Source organism: Clostridium cibarium, assembly GCF_014836335.1.
Taxonomy (GTDB): Bacteria; Bacillota; Clostridia; order Clostridiales; family Clostridiaceae; genus Clostridium; species Clostridium cibarium.
Map to the genome: position 1 here is coordinate 63,407 of NZ_JACSRA010000005.1, position 18,224 is coordinate 81,630.

General features: G+C 31.2%; 17 protein-coding genes. 1 reads left to right on the plus strand and 16 read right to left on the minus strand.

Going from position 1 to position 18,224, the window contains the following annotated elements; genetic code table 11:
• Positions 1 to 62 precede the first annotated feature (62 nt).
• The 4 genes from rlmD to H9661_RS04495 all read right to left on the minus strand — a co-directional run bounded on the left by rlmD (position 63) and on the right by H9661_RS04495 (position 3,077).
• Positions 63 to 1,418, minus strand: a complete 1,356-nt coding sequence (gene rlmD / locus H9661_RS04480; RefSeq protein WP_143315578.1) for a 23S rRNA (uracil(1939)-C(5))-methyltransferase RlmD — start codon at positions 1,416 to 1,418, stop codon at positions 63 to 65.
• A 43-nt stretch (positions 1,419 to 1,461) separates the two neighbouring features.
• On the minus strand, positions 1,462 to 1,692 hold the full coding sequence (locus H9661_RS04485) for an RDD family protein (RefSeq protein WP_143315580.1): 231 nt from the start codon (positions 1,690 to 1,692) through the stop codon (positions 1,462 to 1,464).
• A 26-nt stretch (positions 1,693 to 1,718) separates the two neighbouring features.
• Entirely contained in the window at positions 1,719 to 2,381 is a 663-nt protein-coding gene (locus tag H9661_RS04490) for a hypothetical protein (RefSeq protein ID WP_143315582.1), read from the minus strand.
• Positions 2,382 to 2,477: 96 nt separating this feature from the next.
• Positions 2,478 to 3,077: a helix-hairpin-helix domain-containing protein gene (locus tag H9661_RS04495; RefSeq protein WP_143315584.1), complete on the minus strand. Its 600-nt coding sequence runs from the start codon at positions 3,075 to 3,077 to the stop codon at positions 2,478 to 2,480.
• A gap of 152 nt (positions 3,078 to 3,229) precedes the next feature.
• Here H9661_RS04495 and H9661_RS04500 point away from each other — a divergent pair, with 152 nt between their 5' ends.
• A complete protein-coding gene (locus tag H9661_RS04500; RefSeq protein WP_191767806.1) occupies positions 3,230 to 4,537 on the plus strand; it encodes a D-alanyl-D-alanine carboxypeptidase family protein in 1,308 nt (435 codons plus the stop codon).
• Between the two features lie 65 nt (positions 4,538 to 4,602).
• Here the strand turns inward: H9661_RS04500 and H9661_RS04505 are convergent, their stop codons facing one another.
• The 12 genes from H9661_RS04505 to H9661_RS04560 form a co-directional block, all read right to left on the minus strand.
• Positions 4,603 to 7,887 (minus strand): C1 family peptidase, encoded by a 3,285-nt coding sequence (locus H9661_RS04505; RefSeq protein WP_191767807.1) that lies wholly within the window; start codon positions 7,885 to 7,887, stop codon positions 4,603 to 4,605.
• 233 nt (positions 7,888 to 8,120) lie between these two features.
• Entirely contained in the window at positions 8,121 to 11,405 is a 3,285-nt protein-coding gene (locus H9661_RS04510) for a triple tyrosine motif-containing protein (protein WP_191767808.1), read from the minus strand.
• Between the two features lie 175 nt (positions 11,406 to 11,580).
• Positions 11,581 to 12,480, minus strand: coding sequence for an RluA family pseudouridine synthase (locus H9661_RS04515; protein ID WP_143315592.1), 900 nt, complete (start codon positions 12,478 to 12,480; stop codon positions 11,581 to 11,583).
• Position 12,481: 1 nt separating this feature from the next.
• Positions 12,482 to 13,855 carry an LCP family protein gene (locus tag H9661_RS04520; RefSeq protein ID WP_191767809.1) on the minus strand — a complete coding sequence of 458 codons (1,374 nt, stop codon included), beginning with the start codon at positions 13,853 to 13,855 and terminating at the stop codon, positions 12,482 to 12,484.
• Positions 13,856 to 13,872: 17 nt separating this feature from the next.
• On the minus strand, positions 13,873 to 14,439 hold the full coding sequence (gene yqeK, locus H9661_RS04525; RefSeq protein WP_191767810.1) for a bis(5'-nucleosyl)-tetraphosphatase (symmetrical) YqeK: 567 nt from the start codon (positions 14,437 to 14,439) through the stop codon (positions 13,873 to 13,875).
• 1 nt (position 14,440) lies between these two features.
• Positions 14,441 to 15,043, minus strand: a complete 603-nt coding sequence (nadD, locus tag H9661_RS04530; RefSeq protein ID WP_143315598.1) for a nicotinate-nucleotide adenylyltransferase — start codon at positions 15,041 to 15,043, stop codon at positions 14,441 to 14,443.
• A 2-nt stretch (positions 15,044 to 15,045) separates the two neighbouring features.
• Positions 15,046 to 15,348, minus strand: coding sequence for a ribosome assembly RNA-binding protein YhbY (yhbY, locus tag H9661_RS04535; RefSeq protein WP_143315600.1), 303 nt, complete (start codon positions 15,346 to 15,348; stop codon positions 15,046 to 15,048).
• Positions 15,349 to 15,359: 11 nt separating this feature from the next.
• Positions 15,360 to 16,646, minus strand: coding sequence for a GTPase ObgE (gene obgE, locus H9661_RS04540; RefSeq protein WP_143315602.1), 1,287 nt, complete (start codon positions 16,644 to 16,646; stop codon positions 15,360 to 15,362).
• Positions 16,647 to 16,814: 168 nt separating this feature from the next.
• Positions 16,815 to 17,114 carry a 50S ribosomal protein L27 gene (gene rpmA, locus H9661_RS04545; RefSeq protein ID WP_143315604.1) on the minus strand — a complete coding sequence of 100 codons (300 nt, stop codon included), beginning with the start codon at positions 17,112 to 17,114 and terminating at the stop codon, positions 16,815 to 16,817.
• Positions 17,115 to 17,117: 3 nt separating this feature from the next.
• A complete protein-coding gene (locus H9661_RS04550; RefSeq protein WP_143315606.1) occupies positions 17,118 to 17,489 on the minus strand; it encodes a ribosomal-processing cysteine protease Prp in 372 nt (123 codons plus the stop codon).
• Positions 17,490 to 17,494: 5 nt separating this feature from the next.
• Positions 17,495 to 17,803: a 50S ribosomal protein L21 gene (gene rplU / locus H9661_RS04555; protein ID WP_143315608.1), complete on the minus strand. Its 309-nt coding sequence runs from the start codon at positions 17,801 to 17,803 to the stop codon at positions 17,495 to 17,497.
• A 235-nt stretch (positions 17,804 to 18,038) separates the two neighbouring features.
• The coding region (locus H9661_RS04560; RefSeq protein ID WP_191767811.1) for a hypothetical protein at positions 18,039 to 18,224 on the minus strand (186 nt) is incomplete at its 5' end.

Below are 18,224 nucleotides of genomic sequence, written 5' to 3' on the forward strand. Positions count from 1 at the left end.
TTTTAAATTAATATGGGACAGTAATAGATCTGTTTTTACATAAATCTATCTACTGTCCATCATTATTTCATTTCTAATTTAACAACAACCTCACCATGAGGTGTATTAGGAAACATATCCTTCACCTTAGTTTTAATAACCTCATATCCAGCGTCAATTAACACCTTAAGGTCATTAACTAAAGTCTTAGGATTACAAGATACATATATTATCTCCTTAGCTTTAAACTTAATTACATAATCAAGTGCCTTTGGATGAACTCCACTTCTAGGTGGATCTAATATAATTATATCTGGCTTATCCTTAACTGTTTTTATAATCTCAGCTACATCTCCTGCTAAGAACTCACAATTACTTAGTCCATTAAGCTTAGCATTTTCTTTAGCAGCCTCTACAGCTTCTTCTATAAGCTCAATACCAACTACTTTCTTAGCATTTGGTGCAACTATTTGTCCTATGGTTCCTGTTCCGCAGTATAGATCGAATACTATTTTATTGTCAGAGTCCCCCATGTATTCTCTAACTATACTATAAAGCCCTTCAGCTCCATTAGTATTTGTTTGAAAAAACGAAAACGGAGATATATTAAACTTTAAGCCTAATAGTTCTTCTTGTATATGATCTATTCCATATAAAACATTGAGCTTTTCAGGAATAACAGCATCTGAAAAAGAATTATTTTCTGTATGTAGTATGGAAACTAATTTACCTTGAAATTTAGTTTCTCTTAATAGTCCCACATATTCAGTAAGGTCAAAATCAACTTGTGTTGTAGTCACTAGGTTAACCATAAGCTCTCCTGTGTTTTTAGCCTTTCTGATTACAAGATGCCTTAAATAGCCTTCTCTTTTCATTACTCTGTAGTATGTTAAATCTGTCTTTCTAAAATAATTTACTGTTAAATCAATTATCTTTCTAAAATCTTCATCAACTATCTTACATTGATCTACATTAACAATTCCAAAGGATTTATTCTTAATGTGCATTCCAAGAGTTAGTTCTCCACCCTTTTCCATATCTCCAAAGGTAAATTCCATTTTGTTTCTATATTCCCATTGATTAAGACTACCTACTACACCTTCATATTCACCAGTTGAAACCTCAGCATTCCTGAAAAGCTCCTTTACCTCATCTCCTAGAAGCTCTAATTGCTTTTCATATGTAAGCCCCTGAGATGAGCATCCTCCACAAATACCAAAATGACAGCATTTAGCATCTACTTCATAAGCTGCTCTTTCTACAACTTCCAATGGTTTAACTTCTGCATAGTCAGCCTTTTTTTTCTTAACTCTACCTTTAATTATTTGTCCTGGAAAAGAATTTTTAACATATATCTTTCTTTCTCCATCTCGTCCTATTCCAATTGAAGGGAATTCTGTTTTCTCAATTTTAACAAGTATTTCACTACCTTTTTTCATTCTATACTCCTATATAATTTCTTCTGCTGCTTTATTGTAATTATTACTTTATCTTTAGTATTCTCTTTCCTAAGCTTGTACCATTCTTTCCATTTTCTAGAATTGAGAAATATAGTACATTTACTACAAAGTAAAATATCAACAAGAATATTTCATGTGTATTTACCTTAAATCCAATCACCTTTAATATTAATTCTGCTAAAAAAAGTATTGCTACAGAACATATGAATGTTATCATTTGATCTAATAAGCTAGCAAATAATCTTTTAATCATAAAATTTCCTCCTTAATTATATGTAATTATTGATTTGCTTTGGCAAACTTGAATTTCTTAGTTTCCAGTTTATATACTATGTATTCTTTATTAACTGTAAACTCTTCATAAAGGCCATTAGACTCACTCTTAATTACGCCTTCACCTTTTTCACATTTAAGGGTATCAATTATCTTTGAGTTAATATCTTTGTAATCTCTATTACTTTGTCCTGTAAAAATGGATGAATACTTAGCTAAAGAAGTATCTCCAAAATTAAATTTTCCTTCTTTAAGAGCCTTTTCTCCATCAAAATTTAATAGGATCTTCATAGTGATTTGTCCTGAAGATAAATCTTCCCCATAAATTTTTCTTCCAAAATATAAACTTTGGAGTCTGTTTTTTTCTGCTTTATCATTGTCAGACTTAAGAAAATTTTCATTTTCTTCTCTTACAACTTCATCTTTTGTATATTTTAGACCATATTCTTTTGTCTTATCTTCCACCTTCTTTAAGAGTTCACTATATTTTGCATTGAACTCATCTGATGTAAAGTCCTTTGTCCATTCTCCTTGTAGATTATTGTACTTTTCCTCAGCAACTGTATCGCTTTTAGAGTTATCTTGTGTTTGTTTCTCAGCACTGCCACAACCTACAAATGACATGGTAATCATAGCTGACATAATAATCGCTATTATTTTTTTTGACATAACAATCCTCCTCATCTACATAATAAAATTATGTAGCTTCATCCTAACACTGATTAATTATATCATTAAAATGGCTATTTTTAAACCTTTATACTTTTATGTAGTTATCTTGTCTTTTAATTTTTCAAATGATGATTCACCTATTCCTTTCACATTTTTCAAATCTTCTATGGACTTAAATCCTCCTTTTTCCTCCCTATATCTTATTATATCTTTTGCTCTTGTAAGTCCTATCCCTGGTAAAGTATCTAATTCTGTTTCATTTGCAGTATTTATATTTATCAAATTAGATCGTGAAAGGTCTGTTTTCGAGCCTGAAATGTTTGTTTCATTTACCTGATTTTTATTTGGAACTACAATACATTCATGATCTTTTAATTTATCGGCTCTATTTAGTTTAGTTAAATCTGCCCCATTAGTTAAGCCCCCTGCTTCTTTTATTAAATCCTCTACTATACTATCTTCACTAAGCCAATAGACATTAGGTTTGTTAACTTCCCCCTTTATTTCAACAACAATTTTCTTTTCACTTTTTACAACTTCTTCTGTTTTTTCTTCATTCTCTACAAATATACTTTCAGTATCATTTTTCTTTAATTCTTTATCTCCGCCTTTAATAAAATATGAGTAAATTGCAAATCCACCAACTAGTACAAGCAATGTAATTACACCAATTGTTTTATAATTTTTCTTCATATATTTTCCTCCAAACATATATAATTATGTACTAAATTTATTTTTCTAAGCCTTTAACCGTTAAATTATTAAAATTGCATCCGTATTTAGTAGAATTTTCTGCTATAGTCTGATAAAATATATTGGGACTATTTATATATAAGGAGTAATTGATGAATAGAGATAAAAATAAAAAGAATAGTTTATTAAAAAGAATAATTATTACATTTAGTATATTTTCAATTTTTGTTTGTGCAATTCCATCTTTAAAAGTTAGCGCTGCTAAAGAGCCACCTAAATTAAATTCAAATGGAGTAGCTCTCATGGATGCTACCACAGGACAATTATTATACTCAAAGAATCCTGATACTCATTATTATCCCGCTTCAACTACGAAAATATTAACTGCACTAGTAGTTTTAGAAAATGCAAAGCTTGATGATAAAGTTACTGTAGGGAAAAAACCACCAACTGTTGATGGAACAGCTATAGGTCTTAAAGAAGGAGAAGTATTTACAGTTGAAGAACTCTTACTTGGACTACTTATGGAATCTGGAAATGATTGTGCTGAAGCTTTAGCAGAGCATGTTTCTGGTTCCAATGAAGAATTTGCTAAACTTATGAATAAGCGTGCAAAAGAAGCTGGAGCTACTAACAGTAACTTCAAGAATCCAAGTGGACTACCTGATCCAGACCATTATACTACGCCACGTGATTTAGCTTTAATTATGAAGGATGCTATTAAAAATCCAGATTTTATTAGAATTGATAGAACATATTCTCTTCAAATTTCACCTAGTACTATTGATGGAAGTAGAAGATGGTTAAATAATCATAATTATATTCTTGATTCTAAATCTAATTACTATTATAAATATTCTGTTGCTTCAAAAAAAGGTTATACAACAGAAGCTCATTTTACTAATATAATATCTGCAACAAAGGATGGTCATACCCTAATAACATCTTGCCTCGATGGCGAAGGGATTAATCAAGTTTATGGTGATGTAAATAAAATTTTTGATTATGGATTTGAAAACTTTGAACTAAAAAAACTTTACTGTGAAGGTGATGAGATTGGTTCTTTTATGGTAGATGACGAAACAAAGGTTCCGCTTCTTGCAGGTAAAGATATATATTATTGCACTAATATTGCTGACAAGAATAATTTAAAAGCTTCTATTGATTATAGTGATCCTATAGGATTAGAAAAAGAAACCTTTAATCGTGGCAACGTGTTAACTATTGCTAAAGTTTTAGTTAACGGAACTGAATTTACAGAATTAGATCTTGTTAGCGGAATAGATAGAGAATTTAATAGCAAAAAAGCTATTGATAACTTTTATGATGAAAATTCTACAAAAATCAAAGTTGCCATTACTGCTGTTTTGCTACTTATGATTTTCATATTTATCAATAAAAAAAAACAAATTGTTCGAAAAAGAAGGAAATCTAGAATAAATAGAATTATAAATAGATAAAAATAATTTAATAAAGACTATCTCAACGTAATTGTTATAATTACTTTAAGATAGTCTTATATTTTTTACATTGAAGATGACATCTCTGAATATATTCCCTCTGAATTAAATGCCATTACTGAATATTTATGTACATGATTAGAATCATAAATAAATGTAAAACTATTTTCCTTTATTGTATTAATTTTTTCTCCATCACAGTATATATCATATCCAGCTATATTTCCTATTGTAGTTGTTGATGGATCCCACAAAATCTTAATCTTATTCTGATTTAAATTTGCCATAGTAAGCTTCAAAATTGGTTTTGAAACACTTCCTATTGGATCAGCTACTGTATATTTTCTTATTACACGTTTAACATTTCCTAGACTATCCTTTGCCTGAACCTCTATCCAGTATATTCCTGACTTTCTAGGTATCCACTCTATGCTAGTTTTATCTGAATTTTCAAGAATTGTAGTTTTTTCTGGACTAACCACTTTATAAGTATAAGTTATTTTTCCATCTCCACCTGTTGCTACTGTATTAAATACAATCTTACTTCCTACCGGTTTATTATTGCTATCAACATTTTCAAATTTTTCTATGTTTAATGGTTTATTTATGCTACACTCCAATTCTTTTATTCCTGTCTCTCCAGTAACTGTATCTTTCACATTAACTCTAACCTTAAATTCTCCAGCTTCCTTTGGAGTCCAGATTTTAGAGTCTTCTGAAGTATTTTCTGCAATTATTTCCTTAACTACCCCTGAACTATTTATTAAACTATACGTATATAGCCTAGAGCCTGATCCACCTTCTATATGAGTGGATATTGTTATTGGATTTTCTATTAGCCTTGGTGATGGTTTGTCTATTCCTACACCTTTAAAATTTAATACCTCACAACCTGTATTTATCTCATCTGACATAACTGAATATATACTATCACTACTATAAGCCATTACAGAGTATTTATGATACTTATTATCAAGTTGTATTGTATATTCTTCATTATTCGTTGTATGTTCCAAGACTCCATCCCGGTAAATTCTATATCCTCCTATGGTTCCATTACTTGTTGTTGACGAACTCCAAGAAAGTTTCACATGTTTATTATCAACTTGACTCAATTTTAAATTACTAGGCTTAGATACTTCTCCTACTGGTTCTGTAACTGTATATGCTAACTCCTTTGTTACAAAAACTCCAGTATCATCCCTAGCAATTACTTCTATTGTATACTGTCCAGGTTTTCTAGGTATCCACACAATAGAATTATTTATAGAATTTTCAGCTACTACATAATTCTCTGGCGATGTCACCTTACAAGTGAAAGTAACTTCTCCGTTACCGCCAGTTTCCATAGCTCTAAAAACCACTTCTTTACCTACTGAATGCACAGTATCATCATATATGTATACATCCTTCATTTCTAGTGGCCTATTTACACTATAATATCTGGCCGATGATGTTTTTTCTCCTGTTTTTTTATCTGTTACCTCCACCTTAATATTGCATGAACCTACCTCTTCTTCCTTTGGTGTCCAGATAATTGAGCTATCTGTTGTATCTTTACTAATTACTTCAATTGCCTTCCCTGTATACTGTGACACTATGCTATAAGTGTATAACATGTCACCAGATCCTCCACTTACATTTGGAGTTATTTTTACCTTTGTTCCCACAACACGTGGTTCAGGCTTATCAGTATCGATCCTATTTACAACCAAATCTGGATAATCTTCAAAAACAGTTGCATTACCAGCAGTGCCATCTACAGAAATAGGCATTTTAGCATTAGTTGAATATTCATCATTTTTTACCTCATCTACTATTTTAAACTCCTTTAGTTGTAGAGGCTTATTATCGTTCGGTCCATCACTAAATTCTAAAGTCCACTTGTAAGAGCTTAACTTTTCAGAAGTAATATCTTTAATAACCCTTGATAAATCTATTGCAAAAGTTCCATCTGAAGCTTCAGTAGTCCCCATAAAGGAATATTGTCCTCCTACCGAACCCCTTAGAGGGTAAAAATTATATCTAGTTTTCTCCCTAGTCTTTTTATCAGTAGCAACTAAATTAACTGAACATGCCATTCTATTGGAAGTGTTTAAAGTAAACTTTGCATATAACTTAGACTCTGGTAATATACTAGGAATTACCCACATAAAGTAATTTCCATGAACTCCTCTATCTTCACTACTCATATTCGGAAGTTGTGACTTAGAATTAAATGCATCATAACAAACCCAGAAAAAGCCTTTATTTCCCCAATTTTCTCCCCAAGAGTTTGCAACTTTAAAAGCACCTTTTTCTCCATCATCAACTATTCCATCTCCATCTATATCAGTCCAAATATCATCATTATATCCCACTATAGTCAATCCATGATTTGAAACAAAATCATCTCCTTTGTTATTGTTATATATACATACCTTCTGTCCTACATAATTATCATCTGCTTTAGTACTCGGATCATCCTTAATTCCAAATTCCCCCTTATCCCATACACATGAATCCCAAGTAGTATAGTAATTTATTGCATATCCATTAGCTAGCGCTGTCTTAATTTCATTTAAGCAAGCATCTTTTGAATTGCTAATATGTTCCGGAAAATCTGCCTCCCTAACTTCTTTTATCGAATATCTTTCAGCTCTTTTCCAAGTTAACGCATTAGACTCCCAAGCTCTAAAATTAGTTTCAGGTTTACCTTTTGGAATATAAGGTGCATCTGCTAGTGTAGCTACCCCAATATTTTTTATAAGTTGATAATTGTCTTCAAGCTTTGTTCCCGCATCAGCTCCATCATTAAGAAGATTATAAGTCCATCTAGGTGAAAATCTATGTTCGTCACTGTTTCCATTTCTTCTATCCATAAGATTTACCATGTGGCTCATTTCATAATAAGTAGAAGAAAAACTAGCACACGCTCCAAGGCTTCCTTGATTTGAAATTCCAGGGAATGCATCCAAAGCACTATTATCCACATTTGATGGTAGCTTTTCATTAATTCCTTCAACAGGCTGATCTTCCTTAAAATATCCATCTTCAGTAACTGAATCAGCTGGCAATTCCTTAGGAGACTCCCCATTAATTCTTGCTTTTCCTAAAGGATTCAATCCTACACTACTAACTTTTTTAATAAAATTATTACTTTGTTCGTTTTTCGCTAGTGCTGACTCTTTTGCAATACCAAATCTGTGTCCATCTTCAGATAACTTATAACTAGCATTATCTTCTGTTGAATTTTCAATAATACTTGAATTAGTTTTTTCACTTTCTGCCGCTTTAACTTGACTACTTGTCCCAAAAAATGAGGAAGTCATAGTTAATGCCAATAAAGTTGATAAAAGTCTTTTTTTCATATTGTTCATCATCTCCCCCCCAAATAGTACCATTTAATCTACCAAATGTCAATTTAATACATTTAATCTTTTTTTTACCTAATAATTTCAAATCAAAATCCGTGATATTAATATATTTCCTATGAAATCTATAACTTAATATACATTTTGCCTCACGAATAAATAACATTATAAATATAAAAAAACTATCTCAAAGCAATATTTTAATTGCTTTAAGATAGTCTTTTATCTTCCTATACTATTGGTGTAATAACTTCTGATGATATTTCTGAACGAGTTCCTTTTCCAGTAAAAGCAATTACAAAATATTTATGTGCCACTTTGTCTAATGGAACTATATAATTATTTTGATATATTCTATCTACTTTTTTTCCATCACAGTAAATATCATACCCCACTATTGCATCTGTTGTAGTTGTTGGAATACCCCATGTAAGTTTAGCCTCATCACCATCTATTACATTTAAATTTAAATTAGTTGGTTTACTTACGCTACTTGGTGAATCTGTCGCTATATATCTTATACCGTTTGCCATGGTTTTTCCTTTTTCATCCTTTACCAAAACAGTTATCCAATAGGTACCAGCCTTGGTTGGAATCCATGATGCTGAACTATTTTCTGAGTTTTCTATAATAGTATATTTCTCTGGATCAGATACCATATAACTATAACTAATTTTTCCATCTCCACCTGAAATTATTGTATTAAACCATACCTTACTTCCAACTTGTCCACTTTGTTCTCCATATGTTACTACATCTTCAATATTTATCGGTCCGTTAATTGTATAAATCTTTTTTTGATTTTCTATTTCCCCTGTAATAGTATCTTTAACCTCTACCTCAATGTAGTATTCTCCTGTATATTTCGGAGTCCATGTTATTGAACTTTCTGAAGTATTCTCATTTAATACTTCCTTTACTACTCCATTTAATTCTTTAATTCTATATGTATATTGCAACGAGTTTGTTGAAACTACATCAACATCTGCTGTTATATTTATTGGATTTCCCACAAGACGTGGTGATTCTTTATCTGTTTTTATTTCTTTAAAGTTTAATGTTCTATAATCAGATAAATCTATTTCTGAAGACATCTCTGAATATATTCCAGTTGTGCTAAATGCCACTATTGTAAATTTATGTGGTTCCTTATCTAAATACATATCATAACTATTATTAGGCACTCTATTTATCTGCTTTCCATCACAGTATATATCATAACCATCGATGGTACCTGTAGTTGTATCTGGAATATTCCAAGTAATTCTAACCTGATTTTTCGAAATTCTATTTGTTTTAAAATTACTTGGCTTTGATACTTCTCCTATTGAATCTGTAACTGTATATTTTAATGTTTTTTCTACAGAATTCCCAATTTCATCTTTAGCTACAGCTGTTACCAAATACTCCCCTGCTTTTTTAGGACTCCACTTATTTCCATCAAGAGTATATTCCTCTGGTCCAGAGACTTTTAAAGTATAAGTACTATTTCCACATCCACCTGAAGTCATCATATTAAAATATATCTTGCTTCCAACTGGTTTGTTATTCTCACCATTTACACTAAAATCTTCAATACTTATTGGTGCATTTATAATCGAAAGTTTTTGTAATTGTGTTGTTTCTCCAGTAATTGTATCTTTAACATCTACTTTTATACTAAAATTGCCTGTTTCTTTTGGAGTCCATATTACTGAATTTTCTGTAGTATTTTCTTTAATTATTTCCTTAGTTTCACCAGAATCTGTTACTATACTGTAAGTATAAATCCTTGAACCTGATCCTCCATCTACATTAGCTGATATATTAATAGGATCATTTACAAGACTTAAAACGGGCTTATCTGTTGTTATTTCCTTAAATGTTAGCTTATTATAACCTTGAAAAATATTTATTTGATCACTGTTTCCATCTACTACAATAGGATTTTCAATAAAAGCTGAATATTTTTTATTATTTTTTTCATCTACTATTTTATAGTCCTTTAGTTTTAGTGGCAAAGTATCTTTACTAGTATCTGTAACTTTTAATGACCATTCATAAGATTCTATTTTTTCTGGAGTGATATCTTTAATAACTTTTGATAAGTCAATTACGAAAGTTCCATCAGTAGCTTCTTTCGTACCAGTGAACCCATACGCTCCACCTTCTCCACTTCCATAAGTTTCAGTAAATTGATACGGCATAAAAGAATATGTTTCCTTAGTAGTCTTATCTGTAGCTATTAACCTAGCTCCACATTGCTCTCTTCTTGCAGTATTTAATGTAAATTCAGCATACAACTGTGGTTCTTCCGATAATACTTTAGGAATAATCCACGATACTTCCGAAGAAGGTGACATTAGAGTTCCTATATGTTTAGTACGTTTATCATTACTTAATGGATTGTTAGGAACTTCTGTCTCTTGATTAAATGCATCATATGCAATCCAATAGAATCCTTTGTTACCATAACCTGTTCCCCATGAATTTGCAATTTTAAAAGCACCTCTTTCTCCTTTATCAATATGATTATCTTTATTTATATCAACCCACAAATCATCGTTATACCCAACAATAGTAAGAGCATGCCCTGCCCCACCATTATTATTATTGTATTTGCATATCTCTTCCCCAACATATTGATCATCAGTAGATATGTTAGGATCATCTTCAACCTTGCCCCATTCACATTCATCCCAACAAGTTTCATAGTTTAATACATATCCATTAGTCAATTTTGTTTTTATTACATCAAGATTACTATCTTTAGGATTACTGATATGACCTAATATAGTACTCTCTTCTTTCTCTATTGAGTACTTCTGCGCCTTTTTCCACATTGCTCCATCTGTTTGCCATTCTAGATAATTAGTTTCTGGTTTTGGAGATCCAACATAAGGTAGATCCTTTAATGAAATTGCCCCCACATCTCTAATTGCCCAGTAATTTTCACCTATCGAAGACCCTTCATCTTTTCCATGATTTATTAAATTATAAGTCCACTTAGGTGAAAATCTATTTTCATCAGTTTTTCCACTTCGACCCAACATTAAGTTTACCATATGGCTCATTTCATAATATGTAGAAGCAAAGCTAGTACATGATCCAACTTGTCCCTGGTTACCTATTCCTGGAAAACAATCCAATTTACTATTGTCTACTACTGATGGTAGTGAAGAAACATCTTTTACAGCTTGTCCCTCATTGCTTAAATCTACTTTTTTATCGGTATTTGTTGCTGCTTGCAATCCTTTAAATGAATTTTTTCTTGTCCTTTCTTGGCCTAATGAGTTTAACCCTGCACTTTTTACTTCTTCAACATTTTCTTTCTTCCATTCTTTTACTTGAGGTGTTTCCTCCTTTACTCCAAACCTATTTCCTTGGACAGATATATCTTCTGATCCGTTTTCATTAGAATTAATATCATTTGTGTTTACCTTTTCATTTTCTGTAGCCTTTGCTTGAATGTTTGTTCCTAAAAACGAAAAAGTCATTGCTACTACTAGTAATGTTGATAAAAATCGTTTTTTCATATTATTCACCATCTCCCCATATTATAGTACCATTTTATACACCTTATGTCAATTTTATACATTTTACCTATTAATTACTCATCTTATAATGTATTAAAATTTAAAATTCTTATATTTAAACCTCAACAAAAAAACTATCTCAAAACAATTATTTATAATCGTTTTGAGATAGTTTTTACTTTATTCTTTCTATTAAATTTTTCATATCTTCTGGCAATTCAGCTCTTAAAGATAAAGTTTCTTTTGTCCTTGGAGATTTAAAATCTAATCCATAGGCATGTAATGCCTGCCTTCCAATTAATTCTTTCTCTTCTTCACCATATCCATATAGGGAATCACCATATATAGGATGACCCAAGTGATTTAAATGCACTCTAATTTGGTGGGTTCTGCCGGTCTCAAGGAAACATTCTACCAAATCACCACCATTAAAACTTTCAACTACTTTATAATGGGTTATACTTCTTTGTCCCCTATTATCAACAATTCTCTGAATACTATCCACACCTTCTTGTCTATAAATAGGTGCATCTATAGTCCCCTCTTTTTCTTTTAAATGCCCATGTACAATAGCTAAATATCTTTTTTCCAAGTTATTATCCTGCATTTCCTTAGAAAGAGCCATATGAGCAAATTGATTCTTTGCTATAATAATTAGACCTGAAGTATCCATATCTAATCTACTAACTAATCTCACTATACAGTTTTGCTTAGTTTCTTGAAAGTAATATAATACTCCATTTGCTAGTGTCCCTGTTTGATGCCTTTTCGTTGGATGCACAACTACATTAGGCTGTTTGTTCACAACTAAAATATCTTCATCTTCATATACAATATTTATGTCTATATTTTCAGGAATTATATTTTGACTTTCTTTTCTCTGAAGCTTAACTAAAACTTCATCGCCTTCATGAAGTATATATCTCATTCTTACCGAATTTTTATTTACTAATATTCTATTTTCAATAGCTGCTCCTCTAATGAGTCTAGAAGAAAGGCCTAACTCTTCTTTAAGAAATTCTCTAATAGTAGAACCTTCATATCTATTATCAACTTTTTTCTCTAAAGCACTCATTTTATTCTCCTAATTTTTTATAATCATTACCTACAACTACAACTACATCATAAGATGAGTATTTTTCGTCATCAGGTTTGTTGTCAAACTTCGTTACTTCTGTCATATCAGAACTAATGAGTTTTTTAATTTCTTTATCATTAGTCTTAATTATACTTTTTGGCACCGGATCAAAATTTCCTGTATCAACTCTAGTCCATCCAAGTACCTCTAAATTAGTCTTAACCCTTGAAGCTAAACCATTTACTTTTGTACCATTAAGAATCAATACCTTTATATCCTTTTTATCAACACTGCTACTGCTACTAACTGAACCATTTTTCAGCGAATCTATTAATTCCTTATTATTATTCTTATTAAATACTAAGTAAGATTGGCCTCCTATCATCTGGGGTTCACCTTGTATTGTCTTCATTTCCACGCCTCCAGATGATATAAGCTTTAGCCCAAATGATATCATACTTAAAGAAGACATATTAGTATCCATATTTTTTGCAACACTATCCAAAATTTTAGATACTTTAAAAATTATTGTTGGATTCTTACATTTTGCTACAATCTTTTGTAAAAACTTATGTTGATTTTCTATTCTATCTAAATCCCCATTAGCAAATCCTGAACCATCATTATTTTTTCTCCACCTAAAGAACTCTTCTGCCTTCTTTCCATCTAGATGTTCAGTTGTTCCCTTTTTAAAGTTAATATGCAAACCTTGCCCTGGATCATCATATATCATATCTCTTTCTATTTCCATATCAATGCCCCCAATAGCATCCATAAATCCTCTAAAAGCCGCATAATCTATTTTTACAATATAATTTATAGTAGTTGATAGTAAATTTTCAACTTCACTTTTTATTTTCTTATCTCCACCCTGTTCGTAAGCTGCATTAATTTTATATCTTTTACCGTTTTCCGTAACTAGCGTATCTCTTGGTATTGATACAACCTGTGTCTTTTTAGCCTTTTTATTATAATTAATCAACATTATTGTATCAGTTCTTTTTATTGATTTGTTATTTACTTGATTAACATCACCAATGTCCATACCAAGCACAAGAATATTAATTGCATCTCCAGAAGGTGGTGAAGCCGCTATAGTATCATCATTCTTAACTTTAAGGAAAAAACCAACAACTGAAATAATTGTACTTATTATAATTATAGTTAATATGGCCACTAAAGCTAAAAATATCTTTTTCCCAGTGCTAAGTTTTCTAATTTTCCTTTTGCTTATCTTTTTTTTTGCTTTATTATCTTCATAATCATCATCAAAGTTAATGTTTCTACTTCTTTCAATTTGCTCCAATGTTTGAGGTGCTCTTCTTTTTTTCTTTCGTTTGATACCAGATGGTTCTCTTCTCTCCCTATTCATAGTATCCCCCTTTATCCTTACCTATTCCAAATCAAATAATTTCTAGCTTTTACTGTATTTAAATCTATAGGTTTTCCTTGTGAAAGTAAGAAGTTCATTGAACTTGTTAAGCCTAATAAAACACCTTTATCTAAATCTTTTATTGCTTCTTCTCTTAAATTTTCCACACCTTCAAACTTCCTTGAAGGCTCTATCATATCTGCTATATATATTATCTTCTCTAAGCTAGTCATATTTTCTTTTCCAGTAGTATGCCATCTTATTGCACTTAATACTTCTTCATCATCTATATTCAATGAATTTTTAGCTACAATTGGCCCTACTATACAATGCCAAAGCTCAGGAGCCTTTTTTTCGTCTTCAGTTAATTCTACATTATTTTGTATCATTAATTTTTGAAATTCTTCAACATTTAAATTTTTTGCTATATCATGACATAAAGCTGCAAGTTCAGCCTTGTCTTCAGAAACTCCGTTAAGTTCAGCTAATTTTTTTGATACTGATACAACTCCTAAAGTATGTATAAATCTAGTGTCCTTTAAATTAGCCTTTACATAATCATAAGCTTCTTCTAATATATCCATTTTATTCCTCCCTATATAACCCTTTTTCTTTTATAATATCTAATACACTTTTGGGAACTAAGTTTTTTACACTTTCTCCTTTAAATATCTTCTTTCTTATTTCTGTTGAAGATATATTTAATCCTTCTAACTCTAATAAAATTATTTTTCCATTATACTTATTTTCTATAAAACTTTTTCTTTTTATTAATTCATTATCACTATATCCAGGCCTTGTAAAAACAGCAAACTTGCATAGTTCAAATATTCTTTGAACGCCTTTCCACTTATCTAAACTAAAAAGGCAATCTGCACCTGTTATAAAATATAACTCATCTCCATCATTTTTAAAGTGTTCTAAGGTTTCATAAGTATAACTTAATCCCTTTTTCTTTATTTCATAATCTGAAACTGTAAATCCAACTTTTCTTTTTATAGCTAATTGCACCATATTAAATCTGAGGGAAGCCTCAGTAACCTTCTTATCTTGTTTAAGAGGTTGGCTTCCCACTGGTATAAATATAACTTTATCTAAGTCCAATCTTTTTTTTGCTTCCTCTGCTATATAAAGATGAGCAAAATGTATAGGATCAAAGCTTCCCCCAATTATACCCACTTTATTCATAACTAATTTCTTGCCTTTGGAATCTCTATTTGTGGATTTTTCTTAGATTCTTTATAAAGCACTAATTTGCTTCCTATAGCTTGAATTCCTTCACAACCTACTTCTTCACATATCATATCTGATACTTCTCTAGCTTCTAACCCACTATTTTCTAATACCTTTATTTTTATTAACTCTCTCTTTTCTAAAGCTTCTTCTACTTGCTTTAGAAAAGTATCTTCAACTCCATTTTTCCCAACTTGGAAAATTGGATCTATATTATGTGCTAATTTTCTTAAATACGCTCTTTGCTTACCTGTTAGCATTCTTCATCCTCCTATAGTAAATACTCAAATTCATAGTCATTAAGTCTAACCATATCGCCATCCTCAATACCCATTTCTCTAAGCTTAGCTAAAACTCCCTTATTATTTAGAACCTTATGGAAATATCTTAATGAATCTGCATCATAAAGATCAACAGCTTCTAGCAATCTATCAACGAAACTTCCAAATACAACATAAGTATTAAATTCATCATTTTCTTCAATTCTGATGTCATAAGTGAATTTCTTCTCTTCTGGAATATATCTTTCTTCTTCAGATATTTCAAGTTCTGTTATTGGAATTTCTTTAAGCATTCTAGCTGCTTCCTTAATAACATCATCAACACCATCTCTTGTTGCTGCTGACATCTTAAATACTTTTTTATAACCAACTTCCTTAACCTTTTTCTCAAAGTCTAAGAAAACTTGTTCATCATAAAGCATATCCATCTTATTAGCTACAACTATTTGAGGTCTATCCCAAAGCTTTACTGAATACTTTCTAAGTTCTTCATTTATCTTAACAAAATCTTCAAAAGGATCTCTTCCTTCAATACCTGATATATCTACAACATGTATTAGAATCCTTGTTCTTTCAATATGCCTTAAGAATTCTAATCCTAAACCAACACCTTCTGAAGCTCCTTCTATGATTCCTGGAATATCAGCCATGACAAAAGGTTCAGTTCCATCTGTTCCAACTACCCCAAGGTTTGGTTTTAGTGTAGTAAAGTGATAATTAGCTATCTTTGGTTTTGCCTTTGTTGTCATGGATAAGAATGTAGATTTACCTACATTAGGAAAACCTAATAATCCAACATCAGCAAGAAGCTTAAGTTCTAATATTATGTTCATTTCTTCTCCAGGCATTCCTGGCTCTGCAAAGTGTGGTGCCTGTCTAGTAGGTGTACAGAACTTACAATTTCCTTTTCCACCTTTTCCACCTCTTAAAAGCACAAACACATCATCTTTATGCGAAAGATCAGCTACTATTTTATTTGATTCTGCTTCTCTTATAATAGTTCCCATTGGAACTTTTATATATAAATCCTCACCATCTCTACCATAACATTTTGATGTTCCACCATTAACACCATCTTCAGCTACAAATTTTCTCTTATACTTAAAATCAAGAAGGGTTGTTATACCAGTGTCGACTCTGAAGATAACATTTGCGCCTCTTCCCCCGTCTCCACCATCTGGCCCTCCAAGTGGAACATACTTCTCTCTTCTAAAAGATACAGCACCATCTCCACCTTTACCAGATCTTACATATACCTTGGCCTTATCTATAAACATTTAATCACCTGTCCTTGTGTAAAATCTTTTTCTTTATATTATTCCTTAAGTTTCCTGTTTTTATTATAACATGAATAAAATTTTCATATTTCAACTTCATTAAATATTAAAGTTTTTTTAAGACTTTTAAAAAAGCACCCTGAACCAGGGTGCTTTTTAAAAGAAAAATTATTCAGCTATTTCTTCTACTTGTACTGGGTAAACACTTGCTCTTTTCTTATCTCTACCCACTCTTTCGAATCTAACAACTCCATCAACTTTTGAGAATAAAGTGTCATCTCCACCTCTTCCAACGTTGTTTCCTGGATGAATCTTAGTTCCTCTTTGTCTAACGATAATGTTTCCTGCTAAAACGAATTGTCCGTCTGCTGACTTAACACCAAGTCTCTTAGCTTCAGAATCTCTACCATTACTTGTACTACCTTGCCCTTTCTTATGAGCAAATAGTTGAAGGTTCATAATTAACATAGTCTACACCTCCTCATGTTTTAAAATAATATATTCTTTACGTTTCTTTTCTCCAAAAGATTGATCTAAGCTCATAATAGTGCTATCTAAGCTCTTCTCAAAGGTCTTAAGTAAAACCTGAGCCTCATTTGTCTCTTCGTCGGTAAAACCTTGAAGATCTAATGCAAGATATCCATCCTTCATCTCATAATTTACATTAAGCTTTAAAACTTCATCTAAACCTATGATTACACTTTGTGATAACACAGATACAGTATTACATATCATATCATATGCATCTCCAGCTAAAATAGCTTCTCTATCTCTTAGAGCATGACTATTTATACTAAAGGATAGAATATTATCTTTTCTTGATCTAATTTTAATTTCTATCATAAGAATTAAGCTTCGATCTTTTCTACAACTAACTTAGTGTAAGGTTGTCTGTGACCATTCTTTCTTCTGTAGTCTTTCTTTCTCTTATACTTGAAAACTACAACCTTCTTTGCCTTACCTTGAGCTAATACCTTAGCAACAACTTTAGCTCCTTCTACTACTGGAGTTCCAACCTTTAAAGTTTCTCCTCCAACAGCAAGAACTTCAGTTAATTCAACTGTTGATTCAACTTCAGCGTCTAGCTTTTCAACGAAAAGAACGTCTCCTTCTTGAACTCTGTATTGTTTTCCACCTGTCTTTACTACTGCGTACATAAAAAAACACCTCCTCATAACGGTCTCGCCACTATAGGTACAAGAATTAAAACTTGTTTTAATAAAAACCTGTGTGTGTGCGGTCTACCGTGATATTCTATCATAATGTAAGAATAATGTAAAGTTTTTTTTATTAATGTAGTCTTTTGTATTATATATACATTAATAATTATAATGAAATTGCCTTAAAGTATTTTTTTACTTTAAGGCAATTAGTTGAATTTTACATTTATTATTATGCTACTTGCTTCTGAGTAGAACTTGCTACATCAATTATAATTTTTAACAATTCACTTCTTGTTAGAAATCTGCCACCTAATGATGCTCTTGAGCTCTTAATCGCTTCTCTTATTGTTGCTAGTTTTTCTATATCTACTCTGCTACTTCTTCCGATTGCATTATATTCATTTATATAGTTACC

Coding starts and splice junctions, on each gene's coding strand:
- H9661_RS04510 (WP_191767808.1), bottom strand. CDS start 11,405: ATGAAAAAACGATTTTTATCAACATTACTAGTAGTAGCAATGACTTTT.
- rpmA (WP_143315604.1), bottom strand. CDS start 17,114: ATGTTAATTATGAACCTTCAACTATTTGCTCATAAGAAAGGGCAAGGT.
- H9661_RS04515 (WP_143315592.1), bottom strand. CDS start 12,480: ATGAGTGCTTTAGAGAAAAAAGTTGATAATAGATATGAAGGTTCTACT.
- rplU (WP_143315608.1), bottom strand. CDS start 17,803: ATGTACGCAGTAGTAAAGACAGGTGGAAAACAATACAGAGTTCAAGAA.
- H9661_RS04490 (WP_143315582.1), bottom strand. CDS start 2,381: ATGTCAAAAAAAATAATAGCGATTATTATGTCAGCTATGATTACCATG.
- rlmD (WP_143315578.1), bottom strand. CDS start 1,418: ATGAAAAAAGGTAGTGAAATACTTGTTAAAATTGAGAAAACAGAATTC.
- H9661_RS04505 (WP_191767807.1), bottom strand. CDS start 7,887: ATGAAAAAAAGACTTTTATCAACTTTATTGGCATTAACTATGACTTCC.
- yhbY (WP_143315600.1), bottom strand. CDS start 15,348: ATGCTAACAGGTAAGCAAAGAGCGTATTTAAGAAAATTAGCACATAAT.
- obgE (WP_143315602.1), bottom strand. CDS start 16,646: ATGTTTATAGATAAGGCCAAGGTATATGTAAGATCTGGTAAAGGTGGA.
- yqeK (WP_191767810.1), bottom strand. CDS start 14,439: ATGGATATATTAGAAGAAGCTTATGATTATGTAAAGGCTAATTTAAAG.
- H9661_RS04485 (WP_143315580.1), bottom strand. CDS start 1,692: ATGATTAAAAGATTATTTGCTAGCTTATTAGATCAAATGATAACATTC.
- H9661_RS04550 (WP_143315606.1), bottom strand. CDS start 17,489: ATGATAGAAATTAAAATTAGATCAAGAAAAGATAATATTCTATCCTTT.
- H9661_RS04495 (WP_143315584.1), bottom strand. CDS start 3,077: ATGAAGAAAAATTATAAAACAATTGGTGTAATTACATTGCTTGTACTA.
- H9661_RS04520 (WP_191767809.1), bottom strand. CDS start 13,855: ATGAATAGGGAGAGAAGAGAACCATCTGGTATCAAACGAAAGAAAAAA.
- H9661_RS04500 (WP_191767806.1), top strand. CDS start 3,230: ATGAATAGAGATAAAAATAAAAAGAATAGTTTATTAAAAAGAATAATT.
- nadD (WP_143315598.1), bottom strand. CDS start 15,043: ATGAATAAAGTGGGTATAATTGGGGGAAGCTTTGATCCTATACATTTT.